General features: G+C 35.5%; 15 protein-coding genes. 1 reads left to right on the forward strand and 14 read right to left on the reverse strand.

Annotated elements, in window-relative coordinates:
- Position 1 precedes the first annotated feature (1 nt).
- The 14 genes from EL241_RS12965 to EL241_RS13030 form a co-directional block, all read right to left on the reverse strand.
- Positions 2–1,420, reverse strand: coding sequence for a lipopolysaccharide biosynthesis protein (locus tag EL241_RS12965; protein WP_126320645.1), 1,419 nt, complete (start codon positions 1,418–1,420; stop codon positions 2–4).
- The gene (locus EL241_RS12970) at positions 1,410–2,642 is read right to left on the reverse strand and encodes a glycosyltransferase (protein ID WP_036107687.1); all 1,233 of its coding nucleotides are present in this window, start codon (positions 2,640–2,642) and stop codon (positions 1,410–1,412) included. Before EL241_RS12970 ends, EL241_RS12965 begins: the two co-directional genes overlap by 11 nt.
- A gap of 27 nt (positions 2,643–2,669) precedes the next feature.
- The gene (locus EL241_RS12975; protein ID WP_126320646.1) at positions 2,670–3,899 is read right to left on the reverse strand and encodes a glycosyltransferase family 4 protein; all 1,230 of its coding nucleotides are present in this window, start codon (positions 3,897–3,899) and stop codon (positions 2,670–2,672) included.
- The gene (locus tag EL241_RS12980) at positions 3,896–5,047 is read right to left on the reverse strand and encodes an aminotransferase class I/II-fold pyridoxal phosphate-dependent enzyme (protein WP_126320647.1); all 1,152 of its coding nucleotides are present in this window, start codon (positions 5,045–5,047) and stop codon (positions 3,896–3,898) included. The genes EL241_RS12975 and EL241_RS12980 overlap by 4 nt, the downstream gene beginning before the upstream one ends.
- The gene (locus tag EL241_RS12985; protein ID WP_036107694.1) at positions 5,044–6,402 is read right to left on the reverse strand and encodes a nucleotide sugar dehydrogenase; all 1,359 of its coding nucleotides are present in this window, start codon (positions 6,400–6,402) and stop codon (positions 5,044–5,046) included. The genes EL241_RS12980 and EL241_RS12985 overlap by 4 nt, the downstream gene beginning before the upstream one ends.
- Position 6,403: 1 nt before the next feature.
- Complete coding sequence (locus EL241_RS12990; protein WP_170166165.1) at positions 6,404–7,846, reverse strand: polysaccharide biosynthesis protein; 1,443 nt, start codon at positions 7,844–7,846, stop codon at positions 6,404–6,406.
- Positions 7,830–9,221, reverse strand: coding sequence for an O-antigen ligase family protein (locus EL241_RS12995; protein WP_126320649.1), 1,392 nt, complete (start codon positions 9,219–9,221; stop codon positions 7,830–7,832). Before EL241_RS12995 ends, EL241_RS12990 begins: the two co-directional genes overlap by 17 nt.
- Positions 9,208–9,882, reverse strand: coding sequence for a CpsD/CapB family tyrosine-protein kinase (locus EL241_RS13000; protein ID WP_126320650.1), 675 nt, complete (start codon positions 9,880–9,882; stop codon positions 9,208–9,210). Before EL241_RS13000 ends, EL241_RS12995 begins: the two co-directional genes overlap by 14 nt.
- Positions 9,875–10,546, reverse strand: a complete 672-nt coding sequence (locus EL241_RS13005) for a YveK family protein (RefSeq protein ID WP_036107703.1) — start codon at positions 10,544–10,546, stop codon at positions 9,875–9,877. The genes EL241_RS13000 and EL241_RS13005 overlap by 8 nt, the downstream gene beginning before the upstream one ends.
- 14 nt (positions 10,547–10,560) lie before the next feature.
- Positions 10,561–11,712 (reverse strand): glycosyltransferase, encoded by a 1,152-nt coding sequence (locus EL241_RS13010; RefSeq protein ID WP_126320651.1) that lies wholly within the window; start codon positions 11,710–11,712, stop codon positions 10,561–10,563.
- On the reverse strand, positions 11,705–12,205 hold the full coding sequence (locus tag EL241_RS13015) for a DUF4352 domain-containing protein (protein ID WP_126320652.1): 501 nt from the start codon (positions 12,203–12,205) through the stop codon (positions 11,705–11,707). Before EL241_RS13015 ends, EL241_RS13010 begins: the two co-directional genes overlap by 8 nt.
- Before the next feature lie 66 nt (positions 12,206–12,271).
- Positions 12,272–17,851, reverse strand: coding sequence for an immunoglobulin-like domain-containing protein (locus EL241_RS13020; protein WP_126320653.1), 5,580 nt, complete (start codon positions 17,849–17,851; stop codon positions 12,272–12,274).
- Positions 17,852–17,937: 86 nt separating this feature from the next.
- Complete coding sequence (locus EL241_RS13025; protein WP_036105470.1) at positions 17,938–18,351, reverse strand: thioredoxin family protein; 414 nt, start codon at positions 18,349–18,351, stop codon at positions 17,938–17,940.
- 37 nt (positions 18,352–18,388) lie between these two features.
- Positions 18,389–18,940 (reverse strand): hypothetical protein, encoded by a 552-nt coding sequence (locus EL241_RS13030; protein ID WP_036105468.1) that lies wholly within the window; start codon positions 18,938–18,940, stop codon positions 18,389–18,391.
- Between the two features lie 606 nt (positions 18,941–19,546).
- Here EL241_RS13030 and EL241_RS13035 point away from each other — a divergent pair.
- On the forward strand, positions 19,547–20,329 hold the full coding sequence (locus EL241_RS13035) for a LytR/AlgR family response regulator transcription factor (protein WP_036105465.1): 783 nt from the start codon (positions 19,547–19,549) through the stop codon (positions 20,327–20,329).

The raw sequence follows: 20,329 nt of genomic DNA on the forward strand, positions 1-20,329 counted from the left end.
GTTACCCTCTCCTTTTTTTATGAATGAAGTTCTCTATAAACGGTTGTATTTTTTTCAATAAACCCCTATTGCCTAAGAAAAGTAAAAGCAAGCCAACTGTATTGATCAGGAAACTATAGGCGCTAAAAAAGGTATTATAAAAAGCTAACGCAAATACGATACTCATCATAATTAGTTGATGTTTCACTTTTAATCCTTCCCAATAACGGTTCGATAATGACGTGCGCATGAGATAGTATGCCAGATAAGAGAGGCCTAACCCCACTGACGCACCTCTTGCTCCCCACTGTGGAATGAGAACGAAAGCTAAAAAGAAATTCACACATAATGCTGCTACTGATACATATATATTTAAACTTGTTTTTCTGCTAAAGACTATTCCCAATGTAGTTGTTTCACTGATTGTATAGAGCATGGGTAGAAAACAAAGAAATGGAAAAATATAGATTATTTCTTGATAGTCGTTTGTAAAAAAAACTCGAAATATATTTTTCATTAATAATAGGATAATAAATAAAAAACAGAACAAAAATGTGATACTATCGCTTACTAATTGGAATTGGCTTATCGATCTATTTTCATTATGCCAACGATATGCTGTCGGTATCCAAAAACTCGTAAAACTAGTCTGAACGATTTTCAGCAAGCTCGCAATTTTCAGAGCCGTCGTATACAACCCGATTTCTTTGTAGTTAGAAAAAACATTCAACATAAATCGATCCGTTATATTAAAAATTGTTTCAATAAAAAAGGCGATAAATATCGGTAATCCAAACGCGCATAATTTTCTGATTAGGTTTATATCTAACCTGAAATTCTTAATACTCAGTAATTGTCTACATGCAATGATAATAAAAAGGTCCGCCAAAATTTGACCAATTAGCGTTCCATTGACAATTACTAAATAGTTCCGAACACCCGCAAGCATGATGACGAGTATCACTATCAAGACAGCTAATCGAATAAAAATCGTATATATCGAATAGCATAGTGCTTTTTCTTCCATGCGTATTGATAATAAGAAAAATCTTTCAAAAATAAGGGAATACGTATTAATACAGAGCAACATAACAGGCAATATTTCGTTTTCGTCATGAAGCAACCATTTCGAGATTTGATGTGCCTCAGTCAGCAAAACTAATGAAGCTATCGTCGCTGACAAAAAAGGCAGAACCATTGCATTTTGTATTAAATTTTTCCTATCCTTTTGTTCATAATATTCACGCGTATATGCTTGATCCAAGCCAAAATATAAAAATGTCGTGATAATAGTTTGAACAAGCAAAAACATGCTAGCTTTTCCGTATTCAGCTGGCGAAATAAAAAAAGTAGTAATTGGAATGGTTATAAAGCTAACGGCGGCACCGACAACGGGACCCAGTGAGAAAAAAATTAGCTTTTTCCCTCTTTTACTTTTCATTAGCACACTCAATTCGCCTGATCAGCTGTTGATTTAGTAGGTCGATATTAAAATCTCTTGCAATCGTCAACCTTGCATTTTTTGAGATTTTTTTCTTCTCCTCCAACGGAAGTGTTATTACTTTGTGAATTATATGCGCAAGTCCTTTTTCATCTCCCTCTTGCACGAGCCAACCATTATAATTATCTTGTATTAATTCCGGTATACCGCTATGCCAAGTGGAAATAACTAATTTCCCACTCGCTAAAGCTTCCATTAATGATACCGGTATACCTTCTTGATCTCCATTAGTTGCTGTTTTACTGGGCTGAATAATAATATCGGCCTCTCTAATAATAACTTGTATATGAGATTGATCTAACCAGCCAGAAAAAAACACGCTCTCTCCCAAACGCAATTCAGAAACTAGTTCCTGCAATTCTCGTTTCAGCTCGCCATCTCCTACAATTGTTAACTTACAATTCAACCCTACTTTCCGTAGTATATATACTGCTTTAATGGCAATATCGATACCTTTTTTTTCAGTTAAACGGCCAATAATCAATAACTCAATGTTATCTTTAGGAGGCTGAACTACAACCCTTAGGAACTTCCGAATATCTACCCCCATGTGATGGACGCTTGTTTTTTCATTGTGGATTTGAAGTTCCTGCAAACGATACTCCCACTGCTTGCTGATGGGCAAGCAGTGGATACTAGAGTCTCTGAGTGGCTTGTATATTCCTACACCAAAACGTTTCACAAAACCAGTCACATCATTTCCGTGAAAAAACGAAAAAATAGGCGTAGATGATTTAATCCATTTTTCTTTCTTTAAAATATCCAGCATCAACCCATTTGAACCATAATGAGAAACAATTCCATCAAAAGAATTCTTATGTTGAAAAAAAGGGGCTAGCAATAAAGGTCTTAAACTCAAAACGAATTTTCCATATTTTTTTGAATTTAATAGATTAATGGTTTGCCTAGGCATCTTCAGGCCTATTTTAAGAAAACTCTGTATGGCTCGTAAACTACGTTTTAGTTTACTTTGCGGAATAGAAATAAATGTAACTTTCTTCATTAATTGATAGTTGGCTACATCCGGGTGCGCTTTAGTTTTCACTTTTTTTAAAGCTAAAATTGATACATCGTGCCCTGCGTCTATGAATCCAGTTATTTGATTTAAAATAAATGTTTCTGATAGTGCCGGAAACGAGGACACTACGAATAAAATTTTCACGTTACTTTTGCACTTCTTTCTGTCGCTTTATAGATGGGAGATTGCTCCTTTAAGTGTCTTTTCTAATTTTTCCGCCAGTTCTCTGCGATCAAATTGTTTTTCTGCTAGTTTTCTTGCATTCTCTCCTAGCTTATTGATTTCCGGTAGATTATTTTTTAATTTTTTTAATAACTCCACCATGCTTTTTGGATCCGTCGGGTCAACGTAAAAACCACATTGTTCTTCTTCAATCAATGTTTTCATCCAACCTTCACAATTAATAATGATGGGTTTCGAAGCTGCTAAAGAATCAAAAAATTTATTAGGAGATGCCATTTCAAGTACCGGATTGTTTTTTACAGAGGTCATAGTAAGGTGCGAGACGGCAAGATAATTAGGCATTTCTTTTCTAGGTATTATCCCTGTAAAATAAATATTTTCTAGTTGGTAGGATTGAGCTTTTGCTTCCAATGCCCCCTTTTTTTGGCCATCCCCCGTAAGTAAAATCGCAACATCATTTATTTCCTGATCTTTTAATTCTTTTGCGACTTCAACTAAGAAATCTAAACCATTGATTACCCCCATTGACCCTCCATGAATGAGGACAAATTTTTCAGCTATATCATATTTCTTACGTATCATTTCTGTCATAGCTACATCTTCTGTAGCAAATAAATCCAGGTCTGAGCTATTGGGTATAATCGTTACTTTACGAGGATCCTTTATGTGTTTTAACACGCCCTCCGCCATGCCTTGCGACAATGCTACTACATGAGCAGATTGCTCATATGTGTATTTTTCTAATTTACGCATAATAAAAAGAACCATTTTACTTTTAATGTATCCTAACTGACAAGGAGCTTCTGGCCATAGATCGCGTACTTCAAAAACAAATGGGATCTTTGCCCGTTTTGATAATATCAACGCTGGGACAGCAATAGTTAAAGGTGTGGAAGTTGCAAAAATAACATCATAATCTTTATTCTTGATCGGAAAAAAACTTGCTTGTATTAAAAAAGAAAGAAAAGAATAAATTCTACGATATCTATGGAACTTATTGTCATAATTATTTTTAATTGCTTTGATTTTCAACCCTTCGTATGTTAACTCCACCAGCCTTTTTTTACTATTTTTTGTCAGCTGTTTAATTTTAGAATCACCAGTCAAAATGGTTATATCATGGCCCTTTTCATGTAATATTTTTGAAAATTCGTATGATCTGGTTCCAGTAGCACTTTCCCGTGTGGCAAAATATTGATGGATGTATAAAATTTTCATTGTTTTCGCACTTCACTTCTATTATTCAGAAATTCATTTACTAATCTAATTACAAATGCTTGCTCTTCTACCGTTAAATTACTTCCAGATGGCAGACAGACCCCTTTGTTAAATAGCTCGTCTGAGATGCTAGCATCTCCTGATTGAACATACTTATGTCCCTGCAAAATTGGTTGTCGATGCATTGGTTTCCACACTCGCCTGCTTTCAACATTATGTTTAGCCAAAAAAGTTACTAAGTCATTGGGATTTTGATGTTTTAGTAAAATAACCGATAGCCAACGATTGGAATTAGTGCCCTTCTCATCCTGAGGCATTAGGATTACTTCCGGATTTTCCGCGAATTCTTCCTGGTATAATTGAAATACTTGTCTCCGTTTTTTTATTTTTTGAGGTAATGTTTTTAATTGGGCTCTCCCTATTCCAGCAAGAATATTACTCATTCGATAGTTATAGCCTACCGCTTCATGATGATAATAATTTTTATTTGCTTTAGCTTGAGTAGAAAGATACTTTATTTGCTCCGCTAACTCTTTATGATTTGTAACGATCATGCCACCGCTTGATGCCGTAATTATTTTATTTCCATTAAATGAATAAACCCCTATTTCTCCTATCGTACCGGTTTCTCTTCCCTGATAAATGGTCCCCAGCGATTCACAAGCATCTTCTATAATAGGCACTTGGTAGCTATCACATATTTTTTTTATTTCTCCTATTTTGGCACTTTGCCCATAAATATGTGTCACTATTACCGCTTTTGGAAGTTTATTTCCTTTATTAGCTTGTTTTAATGCTATCTTTAATGCATTTGGAGACATATTCCATGTTTCATTCTCGGAATCAATTAAAACCGGTATAGCCCGTTGATACAAAATTGGATTGGCAGACGCCACAAATGTAAAACTCGGACAAAACACAATATCTCCAGCTCTTACTCCCAAAGCAAGCAGTGCAAGATGTAACCCAGCCGTTCCAGAAGACACTGCAACAGCGTAACGGGATCCTACATACTTAGTGATTTCCTGTTCAAAATTATCGATATGAAAACCTACAGGTGCAATCCAATTTTTATCAAACGCTTCTTTTATATAAAGTTGTTCTTCTCCCCCCATATCTGGAGGGGATAAGAATATCTTTTTACTCATAGCTTTTCATCACCTCTGACTTCCCCGCCGATTGTAAAGATTTTTTCTGAAAACTTATTTTTCCAAACATAGCGCATATCTACTATTAATTCGCTATCCTTTAAAACTAAGTCGTAGTCAATGTTATTATGTTTTGTTAAAATTACTACACAATCATATACACTATAATCAATTTCAACCGCTTGAATGACGGAAACGCTTTGGTTATAGCTATCTACAAAAGAAGGCACAAATGGATCTTGGACACTGACAATTGCGTCTTTTTCTTGCAATATCCGATAAACTTCCAATGTAGGTGATTCCCTAACATCGTTGATGTTAGCCTTATAAGAGGCTCCGACTAAAAGAACTTTTGCATTTTTCAAAGATTTGCCAGCATAATTCACCGCTTCTTGTACCTTATCTACGACTTTATAAGGCATATTCATATTAATTTCTTGTGCCATCTCAATAAACCTATTGAAAAATTTATTTTGTTTCCCTTTCCAATGTAAATACATAGGATCTAATGGAATACAATGTCCTCCAACTCCTGGGCCTGGGTAAAAAGGCATAAAACCAAAGGGCTTTGTGGCTGCTGCATCAATAGCCTCCCAAATGTTTAAACCCATCCGTTCACACATAAGCGCCATCTCATTCATAAACGCAATATTGATGCTTCTGAAAGTATTCTCAATTAGTTTACTCATTTCCGCTGTTTCCGGAGAGCTGACTACAACAACTTTATCCAAAATAGTACTGTAGAGTTTTTTTGCTATAGCCGATGACGCTGTAGTTATTCCGCCCACTACTTTTGGGATTTGTTTGGTTTGATAGACAAGATTACCTGGGTCTACACGTTCAGGTGAGAAACACAAAAAATAGTCCTTATCTAATTGCTTCCCAGCTGCCTGAAACCTTTTTGCGAACAGTTCTCTTGTTGTTCCAGGGTAAGTGGTGCTTTCTAAGACAATCAGAATTGGTTTATTTATATATTTTAAAAGTTCACTAACCGCATATTCCATATAACTAGTATCCGGCTCTTGATTTTTGTTTAACGGAGTAGGCACGCAAATACTGATAGCATCTAATTCTGAAATAAGTGAAAAATCTGTAGTCGCTTTAAAAGTACCAGTATTAATTGCTTTTGAAACTGTTTCCAAAGAGACATCTATAATGTGCGATTTCCCCTCATTCAAATCATCTACTTTTGCGGCATCTATATCTATACCGATAACTGAATAATCTTTCTCTGCGAACTCCATGGCTAGTGGAAGACCCACATAGCCGAGCCCCATTATGCCTATCTTCATTTCTTTCGTTGTTATTTTTTCGAATAATTCTTTTGTTATTTCTGTATTAGGAATTTTTAACATTCTATATATACTCCTTTGGACGCATCAAATTATTTTTAGTTAATTTTAGAAGTTCTATTTTTGCTCTCTCGTCAGGTAGTTCAAGTAGCTGCTCTAGCCATTCCTCTAAATATTCTATATTCTTCGGAACCTGTGCAACACCACAATAAAACTTAGGATGAATATCATGAATCATCATTTTTTCTTTATTTTCAAATAAATCCTCGCTAATCTTCTCTCCACTTCGTAATCCCGTAAATTTAATAGGAATATCTTCTGCTTTTTTTCCTGCTAAGATAATCAATTTATTGACGATATCAATAATTTTTTGGGGCGTTCCCATTTTTAAAATAAATATTTCTTTACCCTTTGCAAGAAATCCTGCTTCAATGACAAGTTGACTAGCCTCTGGTATGGTCATGAAATATCGCTCCATATCTGGATGGGTTATCGTGACTTCTTTTCCGGCCTTGATTTGCTTCCAGAATAATGGAATAGCACTACCTCTACTCCCCAGTACGTTTCCAAACCGAACTACTGTATATATTGTCCGGATAGCTTCTCTGTTTTTACTTTGAACAATCCACTCTGCAACTTTTTTCGTTGCTCCCATTACTGAGGTTGGCGCCACCGTTTTATCTGTAGAAATCATGATAAATCTTTCAACGTTAGCTTCTGCCGATATGTTTACCATATTTTTTGTACCTATTATATTATTTTTGATTGCTTCTTTTACATTTCCTTCCATTAGCGGAACATGCTTATGCGCTGCGGCATGATATACAATCTCCGGCTTAAATTTTAGGAATACTTCTTGCATTCGCTTTTCATCTTGAATATCTGCAATAACAGGAATTGTGTTAAGAAAATGCATTTCATTCAAGCATTGCTGAATTTCATAAATGCTGTTTTCCCCATGTCCCAGCAAGATAATCTCTTTCGGCTCACACTTGACTAATTGTCGAGCAATTTCCGAACCAATTGATCCACCAGCGCCACTGATTAATATCCGTTTTTCATAAAAAAGTGGTTTTATTTTTTTGTAGTTGATTTTATTTTCTCCTCTATCTAATAAATCAGCATAATCAATTGTTTTAAGTGCAACGGGTTCTTCCTTTCCCCGTATAACCGCATCAATATCTGGAAGAATCTCTGTTTGTATTTTTAGTTTTGCACATCTATTTAAAAGTCTGATTCGTTTTTTTGCATCTAAAGAAGGAATTGCTAAAATAATATGTTCAATATGCTCTCTTTCCACAACTTCTTCTAATGATTCCAGCTTAGAAATAATCGGGCTACCAAAAATATTCGTTTTCTGCTTATGTTTGTCATCATCAAGAATTCCTATTACATCAAAATCAGTATTTTTTTGCCTTTTTAAGTGATAAATTAAAAGGCTTCCCGCTTCGCCGCCACCTATTATCAATGTACGTTTTGGCTTACTAACTTTATCTACGTCTTGCAATATTCTTTTCCTCCTTTGAAAATACATCCATCTGAATCATGGTGATGCTTACTGCTAAAACAAACCACAAAAATCTTTTTTCTAATATTGTACTAAGAGCAATGGTAGACCCAACGAAAGAAAGCCAGATTAATAAAGCAACGATTCCATATATGGGAGGATTAGTACTTATCCTTTTAATAATTTGATATAAAAGCAATGCTAGGATACCGATAAAAAAAACAAATCCTACAATGCCGATATTTGCTAATGTCTCCAACCAAAAGTTATGCCCTGTTGTATAGGCATCACTATCACTTGTATAACCTAGGATTAAAGCGTTCAGTTTTGGAGGAACGTTCCCTGCTCCAACGCCTAGAAAGTGACTATCTTTACATATTTTCCATAATAATTTGTATAAATTTTCTCTCGCAGATGTTGAAGTATCTTTATCCGTAAACGAGGAGTAAACAATATCTGTTAAGTGTTTCCCCAAGGGCGAGTACATAGCACTAAACAAGCAGATCGGAAATAGTGTAACTGAGAAGTAGATCAATTTTTCCCGAAAAATATAACTACTAGTCACTAAAACGCTTATGGCAAAGCACAACATTCCAATTCTAGAATAAGTGGATATTATTACATATGCTGTCGCACTCGTGAGAACTAAATAACTGATTACAAACCATCTTTTTTTTAATTTATATAGATTTAAGATCACTATAGGATACAGAATATTCAAAAAAAGGGCGAAATCATTCGGATTATATAAGAACCCTGTAGGCTGATTTGCAATCGTAGTCGTCACGTAAACTTTTGCTGCCGATAATTTCATATGCATTCCTGTTTTAACTTCTATCAAGCCGATCACTATATTCAAAACAAAAATATAGGTGGCGAGTCTGGCAAATTGATAAATGGTTTTTTTTGACTTTAAATTATAGAAGCAAATGAAAAACATGCATACAATCTCAAAGATAAAGTAACAATATCGGACTCCCAATACTTTCGAATCTGCTAGAAAAACCGAACAAATACTGGCGAGTAAATATCCACTAAGTAAAAACAAATAATAACTATATGTCCAAAAGCGTTTTATATCTGTTTTGTTATTCATAAAAAATATAACCAAATAAACCGGCAAAACGAAACGGAACAGATAAAAACTTTCATGACCAGGAATCGAAAGATAAGCGCCAAAAAAAATGGAAATAACGATAATCCACCAAAGGTAGTTTTGTAATTCGGAAAGTTTAAGTTGGAATACTATCAGCAATACGAACCAAATTGGAACGAGGGCATAGAAAAACATATTAACCGTACCCAAAAGTCCGATGGTTATTACAACTAAGTAATACAGCCATTTCTTGTATAATATACTTCTAGTTGTATTCATATTTGATACGATCTTTATGCGAAATTCTTTTCATATTCAATACCGTTCCAAGTATCGTAGGGTTGATAAGTTTTAATTTAGCAAATGCTTCGTCGATTTCTTTATCTCTTGTTTTGTTTGCGCGAACAACAAATAAAACGTTTTTAAATTCGGAAATAATTAATTTAGTATCTGGTGATAAACGTGCCGGCGGACTATCAATTATAATGATGTCAAAGCGCTTAGCTGCTTCATAAATAGCTTTCCGTACTGCATCCGATGTGAGAATTTCGGCAGAATTTAATGGAATATTACCGCTTCCCAAAAAAGAAACCCGTTCTGCCACAGAGATAAGACAATCTTGATAGTTAAGATCGTCTTCATAAATAGTTGTTACTCCCTTATTTATAAAGCCTAACTGTTTCGATAAACGCGGACGATGCAAATCCATATCCACTAGTAAGACTGTTTTCTTAGCTTCTGCAAAAGCAAGTGCTGTATTTAAGGCGCAATAACTTTTCCCTTCTCCTTGATTAGAAGAAGTAATGACAAAGATTTTTTCTTTTTTATGTTGCAACTTATATTCAATATTGGTTCGTAAATCTCTAAAATTATTGGCATTTAAATAATCAATTTGATTTAAGGATTTTCTCTTATTTGTCCACGGAGTTATTTCAGTCATTTTCTTCACCTTTCATACAGGCAATTGTACCTAGAGTCGGAAAGCCTAATCGAGCAAGATCACTTTCGTCTTTTACTACTCGCTGAGCCAACAATTCAATAAATATCATAAGGAGCCCCGCCCATAAACCCACAATTCCTGCAACCACATATGCTATTTTAGAGATCATTTCTTCTCCATCAGTCGCTTTGTTTAAAATGATGAGTTGGTTATCTGGAAACAATGATTTTATTTCATGCTTAGTTATTTCAGAAATTTTATTTGCTACAATTTTCGAGTTCCCGGGAGATGTCCCGTAATACGTCAGCCTTATAGAAAGCGAATTTTCATCCGTAGCTAACTTTAATTTATTATTAATTTCGTTAGTTGATTCTTTTAATTTCAGCTCTTTTATTACTTTATTTAACACTGTATTGCTTTTCATTACATTCATATACGTATTCATTAGTTGGATATTTAAACGTATAGTGGCATCCGTAGCCTCATTTCCCTTCTGCTTCTTCGGTAACATAAGCATTTCTACGCTAGATTTATATTCTTTTGGTTGAAAAAATGTTTTACTAATAAACACAACGGACATGAATAGAACAGCAAATAGGATTAACACATACCAACGTTTGCTTATTTTTTTAAAAATACTTTTCATATTTAAATCAGTGTTCATTCTTTACCTCTCATTTAACCTTCTAAATTTTTATAGAACTTCAGTAATTTACGTTCTTCTACATCCCAGTTATATTTTTCTTCAAAACTTTTTCTACCGTTTTTGCCAAAGAATTCTCGCTTATTTTTATTTTCAATCAAATCCGCTGCTCGTTTTTGTAATTCTTCCATATTAGATGGGTTTACTGCATATCCACATTTGTTTTTCTCCATAAGGTGTTTCCAGCTTGGAAAATCAGAGACAATCATCGGTAAAGAAGCAGCCATATATTCAAAATTTTTTGTTGCCATAGAGTTCAAATAATTAGGAACCGGCTCTAACAAACATAGACCGATTTGGGCCTCTTTGTAGAATTTCCATACCTCGTCATGTTTGACATAAGGAATATATGTGATATATTCTCCTAAAATTTTTTCCTCCAAATACTTTTGAATTCGTTTTAACAGCATTTCTTCGCACGGACCTATCAACTGCAACGATACTTTTTTCCCTTTCGCTAGTAGTAGTTGGATTAGATTGATCATAGTCCATACTCCACGTATTTCAGCGATTCTCCCAATATAAATAAATTTGACATCTTCGGTATTTTTTATTATTGGATTGGTTTTCGCTACATGAAGTGGATAATTATATATATCTGCCTGCTTAATGTGGGGAGGAATAGTTGAATAACTTGTTTTATAGGAACTTTCTGCAAATATAATTCCGTCTAAGTGGCGGAAACAGTATAATTCTATCCTTGTTACGAGTTGGGCTATTGTTTTGCGGAACAACTTAGGTATCCATGTTTTTGATAGGATTGCCGCCGGGAAATTTTCATGCATGTCATAAATAAAAATTCCATTTTTCTTTGTGTGTTTCAAAAAAGGCAATAATAGTAATAGCTCTGGATCATGGAAATGGTAATATTGCGCATCGCTGTTTCTTATTTCTCGAAAAAGTAATTTCCATAAAAGAGGTCTGCATATCCTTTTTCGCGCAGACAAAAGTTTGATTTTTAAATTTCTTGATTCATGCTCCGTTGCTTCTTTCTCATCTCCAACCGCGTAAAAATCGACTTCATAGCGCTTTGCTAAAGACTTTGCTTCTTTGAAAAAAATTCGGGCGTCTTTCCAAGAGTGTACAGAACTATACATCATGATCTTATTAGGCTTTAATTTATTCATTAGATTTTAATGGCGTGACTTTGATATTCCATTTCTGTTGTTCCGTTGACTGAAATGGTTTATATATGACTACGGCTTCTCTCATATTGATGGGGACCGAATAATAACCTTTGCCTTTTATCGTTTTAGCAGGTTTTACTTCCCCGCCAAAATTATTCTCGCTTCCCGTAAATGTATATTTTTTACCTTTTTTATCATAAATTTGAAAATCACCTGTACCGATGTTTTGTTTGCTTTTACTTTTATTTTTGGCGTAAACACCAAGTTCTAATGTCATCCGCCCATTATCCGGATTCCATGGATTTTCGACGAGCTTAGCAGACGTCAGTTTTATTTTGAATTTATCTGTTTTTTTCTCTTGATTTAATTCATTGTTTATCGTGATTTTTTTTCTTTTTGTAGCTTTATTAGTCTTTTCAGCTGCATGTTGATGACACGCAGTTAAAATAAGGAATAGAAAAATACAAATAAAAGCTAAAAGTCCTTTTTTCATCAACAGTTTTCCTTTCTTTAAAAAATGGTAGAGCGTTGCCTCGTGACAGGCTCTACCATTTCATCATCATTCCAAGATGTCTACCGCTATTCGTTTTAAAATGGTTGTTCCTTGTGACTCAACAACCTCTACTTTTTGGTTACTATCTTTAATAAAGTTTTTTGCTGCAATTGTGTATGTTAACCCTTCCGAATCAATCGCACCATTTTTAACAGCTTCCCCATTCACATACAGAACGACTTTTGTTGCTTCTGCATCATATGTGCCCGTTAGATAAGTATCCCCGACTTTATATGGATTTGCTGATAGCGTATATTGCTTACTCACTTTAACGGTGACGCGTTTTAGTTCGGTGGTGCCTTTGGACATTACCATTTCTACTTTTTGATTCGCACTTGTGACGAAACCTTTGGCTTGAAGTCGGTATGTCATCGTTGCTGGGTCAAGCGTACTGTTCTTCACCGCTTTTCCATCTACATATAGCACGACTTTTGTTGCTTCTGCATCATACGTTCCGCTGATATAGGTATCCCCTATTTGGTAATCATCTGCGGTCAGCGTATAGTTTGTTGGATCTGCTTCTGTTACTTTAACTGTGATGCGTTTTAGTTCGGTGCTTCCTTTGGACATTACCATTTCTACTTTTTGATTCGCACTTGTGACGAAGCCTTTGGCTTGAAGTCGGTATGTCATCGTTGCTGGGTCAAGCGTACTGTTCTTCACCGCTTTTCCATCTACATATAGCACGACTTTTGTTGCTGCTTTATCATACGTTCCGCTGATATAGGTATCCCCTATTTGGTAATCATCTGCGGTCAACGTATAGCTTGTTGGATTTTCTTCTGTTACTTTAACTGTGATGCGTTTTAGTTCGGTGCTTCCTTTGGACATTACCATTTCTACTTTTTGATTCGCACTTGTGACGAAGCCTTTGGCTTGAAGTCGGTATGTCATCGTTGCTGGGTCAAGCGTACTGTTCTTCACCGCTTTTCCATCTACATATAGCACGACTTTTGTTGCTGCTTTATCATACGTTCCGCTGATATAGGTATCCCCTATTTGGTAATCATCTGCGGTCAACGTATAGCTTGTTGGATTTTCTTCTGTTACTTTAACTGTGATGCGTTTTAGTTCGGTGCTTCCTTTGGACATTACCATTTCTACTTTTTGGGTCGCGCTTGTAACGAAGCCTTTGGCTTGAAGCCGGTATGTCATCGTTGCTGGGTCAAGCGTACTGTTCTTCACCGCTTTTCCATCTACATATAGCACGACTTTTGTTGCTGCTTTATCATACGTTCCGCTGATATAGGTATCCCCTATTTGGTAATCATCTGCGGTCAGCGTATAGTTTGTTGGATCTGCTTCTGTTACTTTAACTGTGATGCGTTTTAGTTCGGTGGTTCCTTTGGACATTACCATTTCTACTTTTTGATTCGCACTTGTGACGAAGCCTTTGGCTTGAAGCCGGTATGTCATCGTTGCTGGGTCAAGCGTACTGTTCTTCACCGCTTTTCCATCTACATATAGCACGACTTTTGTTGCTGCTTTATCATACGTTCCGCTGATATAGGTATCCCCTATTTGGTAATCATCTGCGGTCAACGTATAGCTTGTTGGATTTTCTTCTGTTACTTTAACTGTGATGCGTTTTAGTTCGGTGCTTCCTTTGGACATTACCATTTCTACTTTTTGGGTCGCGCTTGTGACGAAGCCTTTGGCTTGAAGTCGGTATGTCATCGTTGCTGGGTCAAGCGTACTGTTCTTCACCGCTTTTCCATCTACATATAGCACGACTTTTGTTGCTGCTTTATCATACGTTCCGCTGATATAGGTATCCCCTATTTGGTAATCATCTGCGGTCAGCGTATAGTTTGTTGGATCTGCTTCTGTTACTTTAACTGTGACGCGTTTTAGTTCGGTGCTCCCTTTGGACATTACCATTTCTACTTTTTGGGTTGCGCTTGTAACGAAGCCTTTGGCTTGAAGTCGGTATGTCATTGTTGCTGGGTCAAGCGTACTGTTCTTCACCGCTTTTCCATCTACATATAGCACGACTTTTGTTGCTGCTTTATCATACGTTCCGCTGATATAGGTATCCCCTATTTGGTAATCATCTGCGGTCAGCGTATAGTTTGTTGGATCTGCTTCTGTTACTTTAACTGTGATGCGTTTTAGTTCGGTGGTTCCTTCTTTTGCGACCACCACATAATTCTTAGCTGCAGAAGTGATTAAATCTACTGCTGATATTTTATATGTTCCTCCTGAAACGTTTACTTTTCGTAGAGCGGTATTTGTATCTGCATCATATAAAGTCGCAGAAGTAGCTCGACTATCAATAGTTCCAGTTACACTTTCACTTTCACCAATAACATATTCATCAACTGTAAGAAGAATGTCGTTGTATGTTAAAGCTACTAATGCTTCTTCTCTTTCCCCACCTTCTTTATCTAGCGATACCACTTTCACTACATCCGTTACATGAGTTACATAAGAACGAACATACGCTTTAAAAGAGTTGTTAGTTGGTGTGACTATATTGATTAATTTACCATTCACATAAACTCTTATTTTTGCAACACTTTCTCCAACGGTCCCCGTTAGATAGGAAGAGGAGTCTATATTATATTTATTGGCAGAGATAGAATAATCTTCTTTAGCTTCTACGCTTACCGTGATTGTTTTCGTCACCGTATTTCCATCGGAATCGGTCACACTGTACGTTACCGTATATGTTCCTGCTACTGCTGTATTTACTGTGTTTGCAGTTACTTTGACTTTGCTTGTCAAATCTCCGTCTTCTGCATCTGTTGCGGTTACTCCACTGAGTGGATTGAAGGTATCTCCTACTTTGATTGTCTTATCATTTGCATTAATAGTAGGTTGGCTATTATTTTTCACTGTAACGGTGATCGTTTTTGTAGTAGTATTGCCATCGGAATCGGTCACACTGTACGTTACCGTATATGTTCCTGCTACTGCTGTATTTACTGTGTTTGCAGTTACTTTGACTTTGCTTGTCAAATCTCCGTCTTCTGCATCTGTTGCGGTTACTCCACTGAGTGGATTGAAGGTATCTCCTACTTTGATTGTCTTATCATTTGCATTAATAGTAGGTTGGCTATTATTTTTCACTGTAACGGTGATCGTTTTCGTCGCTGTATTGCCATCGGAATCGGTCACACTGTACGTTACCGTATATGTTCCTGCTACTGCTGTATTTACTGTGTTTGCAGTTACTTTGACTTTGCTTGTCAAATCTCCGTCTTCTGCATCTGTTGCGGTTACTCCACTGAGTGGATTGAAGGTATCTCCTACTTTGATTGTCTTATCATTTGCATTAATAGTAGGTTGGCTATTATTCTTCACTGTAACGGTGATCGTTTTTGTAGTAATATTTCCATCAGAATCCATTACTGTATAGGTCACACTATAAGTTCCTTTTTGCATTGTGTTGACTGTATTCGCTGTTACTATAATTTTACTCGTCAAGTCCCCATCTTCTAAATCCATTGCGGTTACTCCGCTAAGTGGATTGAAAGTATCCCCCACTTTAAGCGCTACGTCTTTCGCATTGATTACTGGTTGACTATTTGTTTTTACAGTAACAGTGATCGTTTTCGTCGCTGTATTGCCATCGGAATCGGTCACACTGTACGTTACCGTATATGTTCCTGCTACTGCTGTATTTACTGTGTTTACGATTACTTTGATTTTGCTTGTCAAATCTCCGTCTTCTTCATCTGTTGCGGTTACTCCGCTGAGTGGATTGAAGGTATCTCCTACTTTGATTGTCTTATCATTAGCATTAATAATAGGTTGGCTATTATTCTTCACTGTAACAGTAATTGCTTTTGTAGCAGTATTGCCATCAGAATTCGTAACACTGTAAACGACACTATAGTTTCCTGGTTTTGCTGTATTTACTGTATTTGCAATAACTACTATCTTACTTGTCAAATCACCATCTTCCGCATCCATTGCGGTTACTCCGCTGAGTGGATTGAAACTATCCCCGACTTTTAGAATCACATCATTGGCGTTGATGATCGGCTGACTTTTTGCTTTTACGATGACACTTATTATTTTGGTTGCTGTGTTACCATCAGAATCTGTGACCTCGTAAATAACAGCATAAGTTCCTGCTTTAGCTGTATTTACAGTATTGGCAGTAACTAAAATCTTACTTGTCAAATCACCGTCTTCTTCATCCATTGCGCTAACTCCGCTCAATGGGTCGAAGGTGTCACCTACTTTTAAAACCACGTCATTGGCATAGATTGTGGGTTGACTATTATTTTTCACAACGACAATAATGGATTTAACTGTCCTATTTCCATCAGAGTCGGTGACGCTGTAAGTGACAGCATAGGTGCCTGCTTGTGCTGTGTTTACTGTATTAGCCTCTACCTTTATCTTGCTAGTTAAATCACCGTCTTCTATATCCGTTGCAGTCACTCCACTTAATGGATTGAAGCTATCTCCAACTTTTAACGTCACGTCGTTTGCATTAATCATCGGCTTGTGATTGCTCGGCTTCACGACAATAACACTAATCGTTTTCGTCACCGTGTTTCCATCGGAATCGGTAACACTATAAGTCACGCTATACGTCCCAGCTACTGCTGTATTTACTGTATTCTCCGTTACTTTGATTTTGCTTGTCAAATCACCGTCTTCTGCATCAGTCGCAGTTACTCCGCTTAACGGATTAAATGTATCGCCTACTTGGATTATTCTGTCAGCAGCTGAAATGACTGGCTTTTCATTAGCTTTTTTTTCTACTATTACGTAGGCTGGATCACTTTCCGCTTTATCTTTTTGTTTACTTGTAACAGCAACTTTCGTCCCAACTGCTTGGGTAGAAATCGAGATTTTGAAGGTGTTAGTAGCGTATACCGTTCCTGTGCCAATCACTTGTCCATTTACTTTGACAGTGATAGTACTATCACGTGTTGCTATTCCCATCAAAAATGTATCTGTATCATACAATTTATCTACGATAGGTTTTGGGGTCTTACTTTCCTCTCCTATTACTGTTTTTGAACTCGTACCGCTTTTCGTGTCTCCGATGTTAGCTTGAGAAGTTACAACTGTTCCGGCCTTTTGAACAGGAATGGTGATGCTAAAAGAGCCGTTTCCATCTACTACGCCCTTTCCTATTTGACCAGCAGAACTTGTCGTCAACACTACAGTAGAATATGGCGTACCAGTACCTGTTACCACTGTATCTGTATTTGATATATCTTTCATCACAGGTGTATTAACTTCTAATGGTATATTTCCTCCTGGAGAACATGTTGAATTACTTAGATCACTATTTATAGCTTCTGAATTAGAAATACAAATATTCCTAGTATCTTTGTATTCATAAGCCTCCCCGGAAAAATATCCATTCTCGTCGGACGTTGCAAACTCAGTCCCCTGAGTCCAATACATCACATATACTGCAAAATACACTTTGGTATTGGGTGTCGTATATCCAGTTACTTTATAATACTTGTCCTTAGTTGACGGAGTAATGGATAGTATTACTGGTTTGGACATTGATGCTTTACTCTCTTTTAATTTAGTGTCTGCTTGCACCAAATTAGGTGCAAGTACTGAGAATAGTAAAGAAAACACAAGTGAAACAATGATTTTTCTCATTTTACTTCTCCTTTGATTATCGTAATAGTCTTCAATGCTTTATTTCCTTAATGCTTCAATTTAGACCCCTCCTTTAAGTAATTCAATTATTGAAGCACCGATTTTATTTGGGCATTTTTACTGAATAGTAGCGTTGAATTAGTGGGTTTCCCATTAACTACTTTCACAAGATATGGGACGTTTGTAACGTTTAATTTAGCTAGAACATCGCTAAACCCCGCTTTGTTCCGAAAAAAATCAGTATTGTAGTAGTAAACTTCTTTTCTCTCATCTGCAACTATTCGTTGCAATTTAGGAAGAGCCTTTTGACAAGACTTACAAGATGGCCTTCCAAAGTAAATAAAATAAGGTTTATTATCTTGCTTTTCCATTAAAGAAATAATTGTATCTGACTCCTTCACTTGAATGACCTTCCCATTTGCTTCTTTAGTTTCCTTAGCACACCCTTGTAATGCTGCGCCTACTAAGATAAGTACTATTAAAAAATAAATTTTTTTCATTTACTTTTTCTCCTTAGCTATCAAGTCTTACTATCTATTAACTACTATGTCTTTTACTCGAATATTTCAAAGCGCTGTTATAAGAGCAATTACACATTTTAGATACTAACTCCACGCTGAACCATTCAGGTATTTTATTCCCATCGCTGAATTCTTGGATAACCCTCTCCACTCTCTCTTTAACTTTGAGACCCGATAACTCATTAAAAAAACATTTCCGTTGTTCTTCCATGTATATATGAGAGTAAAGATAATGCGATAATAGATTTCTATTCTCCAAAAAATCGTATAATTCATCAGATTCATATACTGCTACCTCTACTTTTGTCAACGCTCGTATTTCGTAACAACATCCTTCTCTAGGTATTCCTTGGATAATTTGATTGGCTTGGACGATAGAAGATGATTTTTTACTATGTCTCAGCATTAGTTCCAAAACCCCTTTTGTACAAAAATAAATTTTATTCTGATCTAAAATTAATTTTTGCTTTCTCTCCAACTTTATTCTTTTTGATTTGCAAAAATCCATTATATATTTATAAATAAAGTTATCTTTCTGCATATGTTGTTGAAATTCTGAGTATCTCATGATTTAGTGCCCCCTTGAAATAATGATAGCTTAAAAATTTATAAGAAAAAAGATTGTAATTTTCACAAAATGAAAAAAAACAAACACATAATACATATTTTTGTAACAATTATTTCTTGTTATAGTTTATTGAATTTTAAAAAAATTGTCTTTTTTTTAGGTAGATGTTAGGATGGTTTATGGACATAATTGTAAAAAATTTAACTACAGATAAAAGAAAGAGGAATTACCCCCATTAGTTAGCAAAAACTCGTTTATAAGGACACACGGAAAGGAGCGAAACAGCTATGCTTTCCAAGAAAAAGAAGCACATCATAAAAAGCAAACCATTCGGTCCGCTTCCATATACTTAAAATTCATGAAACTTATTATGTCATTGACTTTCCGCGTCAAAAAGAGAAGGTAAGCGTCAATAGAATAAGAACTTCTTATTTCATTTTCCATTTCATGAATAACACATTTCCTCTTTTTACTTGTCCTTTTCTATTCCGTTTCAAAATTTTATAAATTATGTCCGAAGTCGTCATCCAACTTTATTTCTACATGCTCCCACAGCAAAAAATAGATTATATATTTATAACTATCTTATTAAAGGGTGGATATATAATGAAAAAAAGTATGATAGAAACAACTATTTTTATTCTAGAAGACTCTATTTCTTATCAAAAGAAGATTTACAATACGATAAAAACATTTCAAGAAAATTACCATCTTATTTTTGATATTGAACAGGTAGAAAATCCAGTAAACTTTTCTCAAAAAATGGAGAACTTTAGCTTTTCGAAAACATATATATTTTTCCTAGATATAGATCTAAAGCAGTATTTAACAGGGATTGATATTGCCAAATTGCTGCGATCAAAATTTAAAAATTGCTATATTGTTTTCATCACAAGTTTTACAGATAAAATGTTAGATATTATAAATGATCAAATATTGCCTTATGGGTATATTATTAAAAATGAAGAAGATTTTGATTCTTTGGAGGACCAGATATTAAATACGATAAAAGCTATCTTCCAAGAAATTTCTAATCAAAATCACTTTGAGAAAATAATCCAAGTCTCTACGAAGTCTCAAGAATTCATTATTCAAATAGAGGACATCCTTTATATAGAATCCGTACCGAATAACAGAAATTCCGTACAAATCGTTAAAGAAGGAAGCGTCCTTATAATTAACAAAAAGTTAACGCATTTCAAAACGTTACTTCAAGAATACGATAATTTTTTAACTAATCTGAAATCCTATATAATTAACTTAAGTAAAATTACTGAAGTAGTTCGAAAAGACGGTAGTGTCAAATTTATCAATAGTGATATATTATATTTCAATCCTAAAACTATTGACAAAATTAAAATAAATATAAGTCAGATGCCAATAAAGTAA

The sequence above is a fragment of the Listeria grayi genome, assembly GCF_900638015.1.
In the GTDB taxonomy this organism is placed as follows: Bacteria; Bacillota; Bacilli; order Lactobacillales; family Listeriaceae; genus Listeria; species Listeria grayi.